The organism is Neptuniibacter sp. CAU 1671 (assembly GCF_029222905.1).
GTDB lineage: Bacteria > Pseudomonadota > Gammaproteobacteria > Pseudomonadales > Balneatricaceae > Neptuniibacter.
Genome location: NZ_JARHUE010000005.1, coordinates 72,836 through 85,545 on the forward strand (window position 1 = coordinate 72,836; position 12,710 = coordinate 85,545).

At 52.6% G+C, this 12,710-nt stretch carries 12 protein-coding genes; 7 read left to right on the plus strand and 5 right to left on the minus strand.

Annotated elements, in window-relative coordinates; genetic code table 11:
* Nucleotides 1–18 precede the first annotated feature (18 nt).
* The 3 genes from pssA to P2G53_RS09945 all read right to left on the minus strand — a co-directional run bounded on the left by pssA (nt 19) and on the right by P2G53_RS09945 (nt 2,596).
* A complete protein-coding gene (gene pssA, locus P2G53_RS09935; protein ID WP_275816750.1) occupies nt 19–783 on the minus strand; it encodes a CDP-diacylglycerol--serine O-phosphatidyltransferase in 765 nt (254 codons plus the stop codon).
* A 65-nt stretch (nt 784–848) separates the two neighbouring features.
* Nucleotides 849–1,583, minus strand: a complete 735-nt coding sequence (locus P2G53_RS09940; protein WP_275816752.1) for a type 1 glutamine amidotransferase — start codon at nt 1,581–1,583, stop codon at nt 849–851.
* Nucleotides 1,584–1,594: 11 nt separating this feature from the next.
* On the minus strand, nt 1,595–2,596 hold the full coding sequence (locus tag P2G53_RS09945) for a patatin-like phospholipase family protein (RefSeq protein WP_275816754.1): 1,002 nt from the start codon (nt 2,594–2,596) through the stop codon (nt 1,595–1,597).
* A 286-nt stretch (nt 2,597–2,882) separates the two neighbouring features.
* Between P2G53_RS09945 and ilvY the strand changes: the two genes are divergently transcribed.
* Nucleotides 2,883–3,752 (plus strand): HTH-type transcriptional activator IlvY, encoded by an 870-nt coding sequence (gene ilvY / locus P2G53_RS09950; protein WP_275816756.1) that lies wholly within the window; start codon nt 2,883–2,885, stop codon nt 3,750–3,752.
* On the opposite strand, the gene P2G53_RS09955 is transcribed toward ilvY, so the two are convergent.
* On the minus strand, nt 3,753–4,145 hold the full coding sequence (locus P2G53_RS09955) for an acyl-CoA thioesterase (protein WP_275816757.1): 393 nt from the start codon (nt 4,143–4,145) through the stop codon (nt 3,753–3,755). It lies immediately after the preceding gene.
* 151 nt (nt 4,146–4,296) lie between these two features.
* Between P2G53_RS09955 and P2G53_RS09960 the strand changes: the two genes are divergently transcribed.
* Together P2G53_RS09960 and P2G53_RS09965 are read left to right on the plus strand one after the other, a co-directional pair.
* On the plus strand, nt 4,297–4,740 hold the full coding sequence (locus P2G53_RS09960; protein WP_275816759.1) for a GFA family protein: 444 nt from the start codon (nt 4,297–4,299) through the stop codon (nt 4,738–4,740).
* A complete protein-coding gene (locus P2G53_RS09965; protein WP_275816761.1) occupies nt 4,740–5,066 on the plus strand; it encodes an antibiotic biosynthesis monooxygenase in 327 nt (108 codons plus the stop codon). The genes P2G53_RS09960 and P2G53_RS09965 overlap by 1 nt, the downstream gene beginning before the upstream one ends.
* Here P2G53_RS09965 and P2G53_RS09970 read toward each other — a convergent pair.
* On the minus strand, nt 5,063–5,452 hold the full coding sequence (locus P2G53_RS09970) for a VOC family protein (protein WP_275816763.1): 390 nt from the start codon (nt 5,450–5,452) through the stop codon (nt 5,063–5,065). The genes P2G53_RS09965 and P2G53_RS09970 overlap by 4 nt on opposite strands.
* A gap of 165 nt (nt 5,453–5,617) precedes the next feature.
* On the opposite strand from P2G53_RS09970, the gene P2G53_RS09975 reads away from it, so the two are divergent.
* The 4 genes from P2G53_RS09975 to P2G53_RS09990 all read left to right on the plus strand — a co-directional run bounded on the left by P2G53_RS09975 (nt 5,618) and on the right by P2G53_RS09990 (nt 12,680).
* A complete protein-coding gene (locus P2G53_RS09975) occupies nt 5,618–6,481 on the plus strand; it encodes an MBL fold metallo-hydrolase (protein ID WP_275816765.1) in 864 nt (287 codons plus the stop codon).
* 44 nt (nt 6,482–6,525) lie between these two features.
* On the plus strand, nt 6,526–8,259 hold the full coding sequence (locus P2G53_RS09980) for a bifunctional protein tyrosine phosphatase family protein/NAD(P)/FAD-dependent oxidoreductase (RefSeq protein WP_275816767.1): 1,734 nt from the start codon (nt 6,526–6,528) through the stop codon (nt 8,257–8,259).
* Nucleotides 8,260–8,279: 20 nt separating this feature from the next.
* Nucleotides 8,280–10,022: a sulfate permease gene (gene sulP / locus P2G53_RS09985; protein WP_275816769.1), complete on the plus strand. Its 1,743-nt coding sequence runs from the start codon at nt 8,280–8,282 to the stop codon at nt 10,020–10,022.
* Nucleotides 10,023–10,331: 309 nt separating this feature from the next.
* Complete coding sequence (locus tag P2G53_RS09990; RefSeq protein ID WP_275816771.1) at nt 10,332–12,680, plus strand: ABC transporter substrate-binding protein; 2,349 nt, start codon at nt 10,332–10,334, stop codon at nt 12,678–12,680.
* Nucleotides 12,681–12,710 lie beyond the last annotated feature (30 nt).

Below are 12,710 nucleotides of genomic sequence, written 5' to 3' on the forward strand. Positions count from 1 at the left end.
GGGGAATTCAGACTGCGCTTAAGCCTCAGTATCGCGATGCAACTGCTTGCGTTTTCTCAGTACCCAGAGCGCCGGGCCAGACAGGGCGTAGACCAGAAAGAGTAGCCACAGGAAGGTCGGCGGATTGATAGAGATCACCGCCAGGCCAAGGACAATGCCTGTCAGAATCAGGAACGGCACTTTCTCTTTCAGGCCCACATCCTTAAAGCTGTAATACAGGATATTGCTGACCATTAGCACTGCGGCCAAGGCGACGTAAACAGCCACCAGATAAACATAGTTTGCGCTGGTGATGTCAAACTCCACTGCCGCCCACACCAGGCCAGCAACGGTCCCGGCAGCAGCCGGGCTGGGCAGACCTATGAAATAGCGTTTATCCACTGAGCCGATCTGAGTATTAAATCTGGCCAGACGCAGGGCGGCACAGGCCACATACACAAATGCAACAAACCAACCCAGCTTGCCAATATCAGACAGCACCCAGTTAAAGGCTACCAGCGAAGGCGCTACACCAAAGGAGACCATATCCGCAAGGGAGTCATATTCAGCGCCAAACGGGCTGGTTGTATTGGTCCAGCGAGCCACGCGTCCGTCCAGTCCATCCAGAATCATGGCGACAAAAATGGCCACAGCCGCATTTTCAAACTGGTTGTTCATGCTGGCGACCACGGCATAAAAACCCGCAAATAAAGCGCCGGTGGTAAACAGATTGGGCAACAGATAGACGCCCCGACCCCGGGGTTTATCCTGCTCCTGTGCTGGTACTTCTTCGTGCTCTGTCATGGGTTTCTCATCCGCCAGAAAGGAAGAACGTCATTCTACTGTGCTGCACCCGCTGATGCCATGCATCAAACCAACAAGACACGATCAACAAAACGTGCCAGCAGCGCATTGGAGACCGGCGTTTCAACAGCGGCATCCAGAACCTGTTTCAGATGACGTTCACCTTCGGTGTAGTTGTGTTGATAGTAGGTCAGCCGTTCAACCAGCACTCGCCGATCCACTTCAGGGTGAAACTGGAACGCCCAGAACGGCTTATCCAACACCCTGAAAGCATGAATACACTGCTGGGTAAAGGCCAATACCTGGCAGTCTGATGGAAGCTGATCTGCATACTGTTTATGAACAGAAACCGCATAAAACGGATCATGCAGATGGCTGAACAGAGGGTCATCAGTAGCGGCCAGACTGACTGAAATAGGCAGCGTCCCCATTTCGAATCCAGTCTCCCGATGTTTAATCTCACCACCCAGCGCAAGTACGGCCAGCTGAAAGCCAAAACAGGAGGCAAAAACAGGGATATTCTGGTTGATACAGGCCGTCAGGAGATGGATACAACTGGTCACAAAAGGATACTGCTCTGGCTGCAACACGTTGGCTTCGCTGGCGCCACCGACAAACACAGCATCGTAGCCCTCAAACGCATCCACCGGCACCTGAGGGGTATCAAATACGTTTAACACATCGATCTGACGCAGACTCAGGCCACTGTAAAGCGCAAAACTTTCCAGCTCTTCACGCCTCACCTGAGCACCATCGCGAATTTGCAGCAGTAATACCCTGAGCGTACCTCGCTCCCGCATCCCCTTCCCTCTCAGAGAAACAGTTCATTGAGGTTACAGCTTGCTCTGATACCGATATCCTGCCGGTGGTTCTGCAACCATTGATCCGCTGTTTCCCTGCCGCGTTCTTTCAGCCCCCCCAGAAAATCCTGCCGGGTAACATACTTACTGGCACCCTCCAGCGTTGACAGCACCTCACCCGATTCAATCAAATGAAAACGTAACTGCCTGAACCGCTGCTCCAGACTGCTGGAGGTGAAATATTTACTGCGGGACTGTTCAATAGTGTAGCTGATGGCACGCATCTCCCGCATAAAGGTGCTCTGAAAACCCAGCTCGGTAATACGCTGGTTAATCGCCTGAGAGCTGGTCGGCACCTCCGGTCGATACATGGGTTGCAGAAGCACCATCAGAATATCGGAGCTGCGGCAGTCAAAAATCAATGGATAGACCGCGGGGTTGCCTGAAAAGCCGCCATCCCAGTAGGGCACACCCTCTATTTCAATGGCCTGATGCAGCGTTGGCAGACAGGCCGATGCCAAAATATGCTCTACCGTGAGTTCTGATTCACGAAACAACCGGATTTTGCCACGACTGACATCCGTAGCGGCGATAAAAAGATTAAAAGGAGACTCCGCCCGGAGCTGTTCAAAATCAACCTGCTCAACCAGCAGGCCCCGCAGCGGATTAATATCAAGTGGATTCAGATCATAGGGGGAAACATACCGCAGCAGATCCAGCATCCAGCCGGTCATCGTTGTCAGTTGCGCTTCCGGTACCTGAGTGCCCAGCAGGTCCTGCGGCGAACAAAGAGAGACCTTGTGCCAGAAGCGGTTCAACGCTTCCCGCGCACCCTCCGGACCATTATCCAGCCAGCCTTGTGTCATAATGATCGCATTGGTCGCACCGGCGCTGGTACCACTGATACCTTCAGGATAAAAATTCTCTTCTTCAAGCAGGCGGTCCAGCACACCCCAGGCAAATGCGCCATGAGCTCCACCTCCCTGCAATGCCAGATTTAAGCGTCGAGTCATCCTGAGCCCTCCATAAATTTGTGCATTGCACAAAGTATAACCTATTGACATCTCCGTATATGAAAAGTTTTAAAATTCAAGAATTATGCCGTGTATTTAAAATATACTTATTTAATATCAATAGATTAAGTTATGTTCGCTTTGTAAACCCCCAACTAACACCAACCCAACCCGCTCTCTGAAACGCTATCAAAAACAGATGAATCGCACCTTAATTGTGCAAAGCAACAACTCCATTTGCATTACTCCTCGTGCATCTGGCAAAAAAGCACAATAAGATGCCAGCATGGACATCAAACAGTTACGACAATTCCTAATCCTGAGTGAGTGCTTACACTTCGGCAAAGCCAGTGAAGCCTGCCATGTCAGCCCATCCGCCCTCAGCCGCAGCATCAAACAGCTGGAAGATGAGCTGGGTACCCCACTGTTTGAACGTGATAACAGGTCGGTTGCGATGACCGGTGCAGGCATGCTCTTTCAGAGCTACGCCCGCGACGCGCTGGGCCAGTGGGATCTGATCCGCACCACCCTGATGCAACAGTCCGGGGAATTACAGGGCGAGTTGAGCATCTATTGTTCCGTCACCGCCAGCTACAGCTTCCTGTTCGAAATACTGAGCCGGTTCCGGCTTGATTTCCCCAGCATCGAAATCAAGCTGCATACGGGTGATCCTGAGCATGCCATCCCCAGAGTGATGAGCGGCGAAGATGACTTTGCCATTGCAGCCAAACCCAGCCATCTGCCCAATGGCCTGGCATTTAAACAGATCGCCATTTCGCCACTGCTGTTTATTGGCCCTAAAGACCCGGGCAACGGCCAGAGCAGCACCGAGATCACTGCAGAGACCCCGATGATTCTGTCTGAGGAAGGCATTGCGAGAAAGCGGGTTGACCAGTGGTTCAGGCAGCACCAGATTAAGCCCCGAATCTATGCCCAGGTGGCAGGCAATGAAGCGATTGTGAGCATGGTCAGCCTGGGTTTCGGTGTAGGCGTGGTACCGCAGATTGTGCTGCAAAACAGTCCGTTGGCGGGGAGCGTTACTATTCTGCCGGTTGAACCGGAGCTGGAGCCCTACGAAGTAGGCATTGTGACCCTGAATAAAAAGCTGAAAAACCCCCTCATCAGCGCCTTCTGGTCACAGCTTCAGGCGCTCTGATCACCCTTCCAGCAGCGTTTCCAGAGCGGGGAGTACACAGGGACGCCCCTGAGGGTTCAGCGCCACACCGATGACTAATCCGTGCAATACCACCTGATTATCGGATAACCGAATGACCTGTTGCCGGAAACCGAATTTGACGCGGCTGATACGCTCAACCTGCACCTCAATTGCAAAACGATCACCGCTGGTGAGGGACTGGCGGTAATCCAGTTCGGAACGCACCACCACCAGATGAATCCCTTGGGCGGTGAGTGCTGCAAAGTCGATACCCTTCTCAAGCAGAAATTCATGCCGGGCGTGCTCCAGATAATTGAAGTAGACGCCGTTATTGACGATTCCCTGCAGGTCACATTCGTAATCCCGTACTTTCATCTCCAGCCTGAACGTCATAGCACCCCCGATTCAAAAAAACCTGTTATACCACATCAGACCGCCGATTTTAGCTGAGCGGTTACTCGCAAAGTCCACTATTATGGTTTTAACTTGGACTACCCATCTACGCTAACAAAGCACGAAACTCATAATAAAAACAGGAGCTTACATGCCTGACATCACCGGTAGCTGCCTATGCGGACAGGTGCAGTACTCAATCAGACCACCCTATATGGCATTTCAGAACTGTTTCTGCTCGCGCTGTCGGAAAACCAGCGGCAGCGCCCATGGCAGTAATATTATTTTGCCGCCGGACCAGTTCACCTGGCTGACGGGTGAAAACGAAGTGGGACGTTTCGAGATCCCTGAGGCACAGCATTTCGCTACCTGCTTCTGCAAGCGCTGTGGCAGCAGTTTGCCCTGGTTGACCCAGCGCGGTACGACGGTGGTTGTGCCCGCCGGCACGCTAGACACCCTGCCTGATGCAACGCCAACCCAGAATATTTTCTGGGACAGCCATGCCGCCTGGTACCGTTTACCGGACCAACTGGAAACTTACCCCACAGTACCCGGCAAATCACAGCCCACTGAAATCAAACGAGGGAAAGATTAATGTATGCGGTGATATTTGAAGTCTGGGTCAAACCCGAAGGTCGTGATGAATACTTGGGCATTGCCGCAGAAATGCGAGAAAAGGTCGATCAGATTGAGGGTTTTATCTCAGTAGAGCGGTTTCAGAGCCTCACCGAGGAAGGCAAACTTGTTTCGCTCTCTTTTTGGGAATCCGAAGCTGCGATCAAAACCTGGCGGGAGCAGATTGATCATGGCAGGGCTCAGGCACAGGGACGCTACAGCTTATTCAAGGATTATCGCCTCAGAGTTGCTCAGGTCATGCGGGATTACGGCCCCAACGATCGACGCGAAGCCCCTAACCCCTAGTCCTGCGAAATCCCCAGCCAGAATAGCTGCCAGTGATGGCCGTCCGGATCACTAAAGCTGCGGCCATACCCCAGCTCATGCTCGACGCGTGCGCCGACTTCGACCGCGCCGGCCTGTAACGCCTTAGAAAAAAGCTGTTCAACATCATCACGATGGTCACATTGCAGACTGAGCATCAGTCCTGTTTTAACAAAGCCGGTGCCAGCTTCCTGCCGGGTTTGCATAAAACTTTCCGGAGTATGCAGCAGCAGGTGCACGGCAGGATGATCCAGCGCCGTCATTTCAGCACCAGAGAATTGCAGGTTTATCGCAAAACCCAGCTTCAAATAAAACGCAGTAGCTCTCTCCAGCGAATCCACTGGCACATTGACGAACAGTTTAGTCATTTCAATCTCTGCTAGGTTGTTAGCTACAGACAAACAATAAAGACAGCAAGGATGAACAAAAATCAACCAAAAGCACTGCCAACGGCTTGGAATCCAGCCCAGGATTTATTATCATATTTTTATTAGTTATATGCTTATTACTTTAAGTTATCAAAAGGCAACAGCATGAAACCGATTGTCACCACCTTCTTCGATGAACCCACATTCACCTACAGTTATGTGGTTCAGGATCCAAACAGTGCGCATTGCGCCATTATCGACTCGGTGCTGGACTTTGATTATGCCAGTGGCACCACGTCAACGGCATCCGCAGAAGCCATTCTGGCTTATATAGCCGAGCATAACCTGACCGTAGATTGGGTGCTGGAAACCCATGTACATGCAGACCACCTGTCTGCGGCACCCTTTCTGGCAGAAAAAACCGGAGGCAAATTAGGCATCGGTTTTAATATCACCGTGGTTCAGAACACCTTTGGCAAAGCCTTTAATGCTGGCACTGAATTTGCCCGCGACGGCAGCCAGTTTGATGTACTGCTGGCGGATGGCGATGCCATTCAGGTTGGCGATCTGACCGGCAAGGCGATTCACACCCCGGGTCATACCCCTGCCTGCATGACCTATGTGTTTGGTGATGCTGCGTTTGTAGGCGACACCCTGTTTATGCCGGACTACGGCACTGCACGGTGTGACTTCCCGGGCGGTGATGCCTCTACACTCTATCAGTCAATTCAAAAAGTGTTTGCCCTGCCCGACGACACACGCCTGTTTATGTGCCACGACTACAAGGCACCGGGCCGCGACACCTATGCTAACGAAACCACGGTAGCGGAAGAACGCCTGCACAATATCCATGTTGGCAAAGGCATCAGTGAAGCCGACTTTGTCAAAATGCGTGAGACACGCGATGCCACTCTGGATATGCCACGCCTGATCCTGCCGTCTGTGCAAGTCAACATGCGGGCAGGGCATATGCCACCGGCAGAAGACAATGGTCAGGTCTACCTGAAGGTACCCATCAATCTGTTTTAAGTAGCGGCACACTCAATAACAATAAATCAGCCCGGAGGTTTCCAATGGATGTTCGCCAACTGACGCCCTTTATCAGCGTTTCACCTCAACTCACCGCAACCGATATGGGATTGGCGGCAGCAAAGGGTTTTAAAGCGGTGATCTGCAATCGGCCCGAGCATGAAAGCGAGGACCAACCCGCCATGGCCGATCTGCGTTCAGCAGCAGAAGCCAATGGGCTGACCTGGCATTTCCTGCCAGTGGTGGCTGGTCAGATCACTGAACAGGACATCAATGACTTCAGCGCCCTGATGAACCAGATAAAGGGACCTGTACTGGCGTTCTGTCGCACGGGCACCCGCAGCAGCACACTGTGGGCACTTTCTGAAGCCCAACATCTTTCTGTTGACGCCATTTTGAGCACAACAGCCGCTGCTGGATACGACCTCAGTGCCCAGCGCGAACGCCTTGAGTCCATCCAAACCTCGGCTTCGGAAAAACCCCTCAAGGTATCGGGTGCGCAACATGATGTGGTCATTGTCGGTGGCGGTGCCGGTGGCCAGGCGGTGGCCAGCAGCCTGTTGAAACGGGCACCCGATCTGGACATTGCCATTATCGAACCCCGCACTGAACACTACTATCAGCCCGGCTGGACGCTGGTGGGCGGTGGTGTTTTTGAACGCCGGGAAACAGTTCGTCCCATGAGTTCAGTGATGCCGAAGCAGGCCAAGTGGTATCAGGCCGCTACCGCTGGCTTTGCCCCGGAACAACAACAGGTGATTCTGGAAGATGGCGAGCGGATCGGATACCGCATTCTGATTGTGGCACCGGGACTCAGCCTGGACTGGGAAGCCATTCCGGGTCTGAAAGAAACCCTCGGCAGTAATGGCGTCACCTCAAACTATCACTTCGATCTGGCACCTTATACCTGGGAACTGGTTCAGAGCACGCAAAAAGGCAAAGCACTGTTTACCCAGCCGCCCATGCCGATCAAATGCGCTGGTGCGCCGCAAAAAGCGATGTATCTGGCCTGCGACCACTGGACGCGCCAGGGCAGAATTCAGGATATCGAGGTTGAGTTCTGCAACGCCGGCGCCGCGCTGTTTGGTGTCGCGGATTATGTACCCGCACTGATGGAATACATCAAAAAATACAATATTCAACTCAGCTTCCAGCACAATCTGGTCGCTGTAGACGGGGCTGGAAAAACAGCCCTGTTCAAAGCCACCGATGCCGAAGGCAATGTGTCTGAAATCGAAAAACAGTTCGATATGATGCACGTCTGCCCGCCGCAAAAGGCACCGGCTTTTATCGCTAACAGCCCACTGGCCGATCAGGCTGGCTGGTTGGACCTGAACCCGGAAACGCTGCAACACAAAAAATATGGCGACATTTTTGGTCTGGGTGATGCAGGCAACACCCCCAATGCCAAAACAGCCGCGGCGGTTCGCAAGCAAGCTCCGACGGTGGCCGAGAATGTGATTCGCGCTCTTGAGGGCGGCTCATCCCGTGCTGTCTATGATGGCTACGGCTCCTGCCCGCTGACCGTGGAACGCGGAAAAATCGTCCTGGCTGAATTCGGCTATGGCGGCAAACTGCTGCCAACCTTCCCAACCTGGCTGGTGGAAGGCCGTCAGCCCAGCCGTTTGTCCTGGTTCCTGAAGGAAAAAATGCTGCCCTGGATCTACTGGAACGCCATGCTCAAAGGGCATGAATGGCTGGCTAAACCTGAAATTCTGTTGCATCAGCCTACGGCACATGAGGCGCAACAGGCGTGTAATTTTGGTGACAAAAAATAAAGGCGCGCACGGATCAGATGATGAAGCTGCAACGTATTTTCCCCTGTCTGGAATGGGCCCGCACCTATGACCGACCCACGTTGACCAGTGATCTGGTAGCTGCGGCTATCGTCACCATCATGCTGATCCCGCAGTCACTGGCCTATGCCCTGCTGGCCGGTTTGCCCGCCGAGGTGGGGCTCTATGCCAGCATACTGCCGCTGGTCGCCTATACCCTGTTTGGCAGTAGCCGGACGCTGGCCGTGGGCCCCGTTGCGGTGGTTTCCTTGATGACCGCTGCCGCGGTAGGCAATCTTGCCTTACAGGGTACGGCTGAATCTCTGGCTGCAGCCGTCGCACTGGCCTTTCTGTCAGGTGTCATTCTGATTCTGATGGGTATTCTGCGCCTCGGCATGCTGGCCAATTTTCTGAGTCACCCTGTGATCTCCGGCTTTATAACAGCGTCGGGCATTATCATTGCTGCTTCCCAGCTGAAACACCTTCTGGGGGTGAATACAGGCGGACATAATCTGTATGAAATCGTAGTTAATCTGACCGCCGCTATCGATCAGGCCAATCTGACAACACTGGTCATTGGCGTCAGTGCCACGGTATTTCTGTTCTGGGTCAGAAAACAGCTCAAGCCTTTGCTGACCCGAGTTGGTGTTAAAGCAGGACTGGCGGATATCCTGACCAAAGCAGGCCCTGTCTTTGCGGTTGTGATTACCACGCTGGCAACCTGGAGCGGCGGTCTGCAGGATGCGGGCGTAAAAGTGGTTGGCCATATCCCTCAGGGGCTGCCCGGACTTAGTCTGCCAAGTTTTAATCCAGATCTGTGGGAACAGCTCTTTATCTCCGCGCTGCTGATCAGCGTGGTTGGCTTTGTGGAAAGTGTCTCCGTTGCACAAACGCTGGCTGCAAAACGTCGCCAGCGCATTTCGCCTGATCAGGAGCTGATCGGTCTGGGCAGCGCCAATATTGCCAGTTCGCTGTCCGGCGGCTTTCCGGTCACCGGTGGTTTTTCCCGCTCTGTAGTCAATTTTGATGCCGGGGCAGAAACACCAGCTGCGGGCGCTTTTACTGCAGTGGGCATTGCCATTGCCACCCTGCTGCTGACACCGATGCTGTTTTTCCTGCCGAAAGCCACGCTGGCAGCCACCATTATTGTTGCGGTGCTGTCACTGGTGGATCTGGGTGCCTTGAAACGGACCTGGGATTATTCACGCAGTGACTTTGCCGCCATGCTGGCAACCCTGTTGCTGACCCTGATCGAAGGCGTCGAAATTGGCATTATCGCCGGAGTCGGTCTGTCCATCCTGCTGCACCTCTACCGGACCAGCAAACCCCATAGCGCGATTGTGGGCCGGGTACCCGGCACAGAGCATTTTCGGAATATCGATCGCCATCAGGTGGAAACCGATGAAAGCCTGCTGACCCTACGGGTGGATGAAAGCCTCTATTTCGCCAACGCCCGCTATCTGGAAGACCTTGTCTATGATCTGGTGGCACGCAATCCTAGCGTCAAACATCTGATACTGATGTGCCCCGCCGTGAACCTGATTGACGCCTCCGCCCTGGAAAGCCTTGAAGCCATTAACCAGCGGCTTTTGGATAGCGGTGTCTGCCTGCACCTTTCTGAAGTGAAAGGCCCGGTTATGGACCAGCTAAAACGCAGCCATTTCCTTAACGATCTCAGTGGTCAGGTCTATCTGAGCCAGTTTGAAGCCTGGAACGAGATCCGACAGAGCAATCAGTCCTGTCAACCGAACACTGAAGTCGCCTGAATTAAACGCTGCTTTTAAACAGGCAATACCTGATGACCCCATGCAGGTACCCGTTTCTCACATCCGGTTTATTCAAAAAATCGATCCCAAGCCAGCCTAAGCCCCCTTTCTGCCATTAATTAAAAATTTCATAAAAAACAAAGCTATCGAAAACACACCTTATTCAGGAAATAAATTTTTTCGTGCAAATTAGAAAAGCTTTACATATCTGTAACTTAATCGAAATTTCAAACAAGCGAGTTAAAAATCATCCATCGGGTTATAAAAAATACACCTATTATTTATGCAGGTTAACTTGGACACCGATGTATGAACGGACATGGCAGAGACAAATTGGGCTATTTGTCTCTCATTTTTGTGGTTGTTGTCTGCATCATCCCCTTTAATCCGCTCTCTGCAGCAGAGGAAACCGTGCGGCTGCAACTGCTGTGGAAACACCAGTTCCAGTTTGCGGGTTATTACATAGCGAAAGAGAAAGGGCTGTATACTGAAGCCGGAATCGACGTCCAGTTTCTGGAATTGCCGCCAGGACAGGACCCGGCAGATATCGTCACCCGAGGGGATGCTGAATTTGGCGTCGGCCGGTCTTCACTGGTGCTGCAAAGAGCCAGGGGTGCGCCTGTTGTCGCCATGCTGGCAGCCTTTCAGTACTCGCCGCTGATGCTGATGACCCGCGCCGACAGTGATATTAAATCACCGGCTGACCTGGCAGGAAAACGCGTCGAAATCACGCTTGAGGCCCAACAGGGTTCCGAAATCATCGCCATGCTCCTGAAATACGGCCTGACCATAGACCAAATTGTGCTGGTGCCACACAGTTTCAGTATAGAAAAGCTGATCAACCACCAATCCGATGCCGTGGCATCCTATGTCTCTAACGAACCCTACGCCATGTCCCTTAGAGGCTTTGATGTAAATCAGATCCACCCTCAGGCACATGGCTTCCCCATGTACTCAGACATTCTTTTTACCTCAGAAAAACTGGCCCGTACCCGTCCGGACCTAGTCCAGCGATTCCGCACGGCCTCTGTTCAGGGCTGGCTCTATGCCTTTGACAATATCGACGAAACCGTCGCTTTGATTCTGAATAAATACAACCCGCAGGGTCGGACAGCAGATGCCCTGAAGTATGAGGCAGAAAGCCTGAAACACCTGGCATTTGATGAGCAGGGGTTATTTGGCACCATCAAGCCTGAACGTTTCCAGTCCATGGCCAACGTTTATCGCATTACCGACCAGCTAGCCGGTGACATTGACCTGTCCGGCTTTATCTTCTGTTGCAACATCAATCCTGAACAAACCCTTCCTATCAGTCTTAAAGAAAGACAATGGCTTGCCAACCTGCCGGAACTGACTGTCTGCACCGAAAATAATTGGGCACCCTTTGTCAGCGTACCCGATAAGGCACCTGAGGGCATTATTGTTGACTATACCAAAGCAGTTCTGGATACCCTGGGCCTCAAATATCGCTGGCGCACTGTGGAATACTGGAACCAGGCCCATGCGCGGCTGTTAAGCAAAAACTGTGACCTGCTCAGCGGCATCAATAACCGTCTGGACAGCAGTGACCGTATCCTGTTTTCAAAGCCCTATTTCAGCATGCCCATGGTAGCTGCTACCCGCAACGGAGAGGGACTGCAGAGTCTATCTCTGCGTCAGGGCCGTGTCGGCATCATGGCCCATCATGGCATTGGCCATCTGATCGCCGGCCGCTATCCTGGCCTGACTCTGCGCTCGATCTTTTCGGTTAAGGATGGCCTGCGTCAGGTCCAGAACAATGAGCTGGATGCCTTTATTGATGCGGAAGCCAGCATCGCCGATACGCAGCGCAAGTTGCATATCAGTAATCTGGTTATCGATACCAGCATTCAGGATTCATGGGATCTGAGTTTTGCGGCCACACCCAACAACAGCTATCTGATCAGTCTGCTGGATCGCGCCATCGGCACGCTGGAACCGAAAGTCCGCAATGACATTGCGGAGCGCTGGCTCCCTCTGAGTTACAAACCCGTCCTATCTTCTGAAACCGTTGAGAGGGGGTTGCTGTTACTGGGTCTGGTGCTGGCATTTTTTGGTTATCGTTATTACATCGTCCACAAAAACAACCGCATGCTGCAACGTATCGTACACACTGACCCGTTGACCAAAACCCAGAATCGCTATGCAATGCAGCAGCAGCTTAAACTTCACCTCAACCTGTCTGCTCGCAATCAGTCACCCTTCACCCTGATTTTCCTGGATATCGATAACTTTAAGCAGATCAATGACAAAAACGGCCATGATTTTGGCGACAAAGTACTGATTGCTGTCTGTGAAACAATTAAACAGGGATTACGGGTAACAGATGAGTTAGGCCGCTGGGGTGGTGAGGAATTTCTCGTCATCCTACCCAATACCGATCTGGATGGCGGGACACAGGTGGCTGAAAAATTACGCCTGCGCCTGAAACAGAGCACCGATTACCCGTTCGCACTGCCCACCTGCAGTTTTGGGGTCGCTGAATGGCAGCCGGGAGAAAGCCAGGAAAATCTGGTCCAGCGTGCTGATAACGCACTCTATCAGGCCAAGTATCGTGGCAAAGATATGGTACGACAGGCGCTGTTTCCCATTCCATCCATGCCACGGCCACCCCTGTCGCAAAAGAAAAAACCTTATTGAGACACAAAAAAACCGCCATAAAGGCGGTTT

Bases quoted from the DNA above. Each gene is read 5' to 3' on its own strand.
- pssA (WP_275816750.1), bottom strand. From the start codon at position 783: ATGACAGAGCACGAAGAAGTACCAGCACAGGAGCAGGATAAACCCCGG.
- P2G53_RS09940 (WP_275816752.1), bottom strand. From the start codon at position 1,583: ATGCGGGAGCGAGGTACGCTCAGGGTATTACTGCTGCAAATTCGCGAT.
- P2G53_RS09945 (WP_275816754.1), bottom strand. From the start codon at position 2,596: ATGACTCGACGCTTAAATCTGGCATTGCAGGGAGGTGGAGCTCATGGC.
- ilvY (WP_275816756.1), top strand. From the start codon at position 2,883: ATGGACATCAAACAGTTACGACAATTCCTAATCCTGAGTGAGTGCTTA.
- P2G53_RS09955 (WP_275816757.1), bottom strand. From the start codon at position 4,145: ATGACGTTCAGGCTGGAGATGAAAGTACGGGATTACGAATGTGACCTG.
- P2G53_RS09960 (WP_275816759.1), top strand. From the start codon at position 4,297: ATGCCTGACATCACCGGTAGCTGCCTATGCGGACAGGTGCAGTACTCA.
- P2G53_RS09965 (WP_275816761.1), top strand. From the start codon at position 4,740: ATGTATGCGGTGATATTTGAAGTCTGGGTCAAACCCGAAGGTCGTGAT.
- P2G53_RS09970 (WP_275816763.1), bottom strand. From the start codon at position 5,452: ATGACTAAACTGTTCGTCAATGTGCCAGTGGATTCGCTGGAGAGAGCT.
- P2G53_RS09975 (WP_275816765.1), top strand. From the start codon at position 5,618: ATGAAACCGATTGTCACCACCTTCTTCGATGAACCCACATTCACCTAC.
- P2G53_RS09980 (WP_275816767.1), top strand. From the start codon at position 6,526: ATGGATGTTCGCCAACTGACGCCCTTTATCAGCGTTTCACCTCAACTC.
- sulP (WP_275816769.1), top strand. From the start codon at position 8,280: ATGAAGCTGCAACGTATTTTCCCCTGTCTGGAATGGGCCCGCACCTAT.
- P2G53_RS09990 (WP_275816771.1), top strand. From the start codon at position 10,332: ATGAACGGACATGGCAGAGACAAATTGGGCTATTTGTCTCTCATTTTT.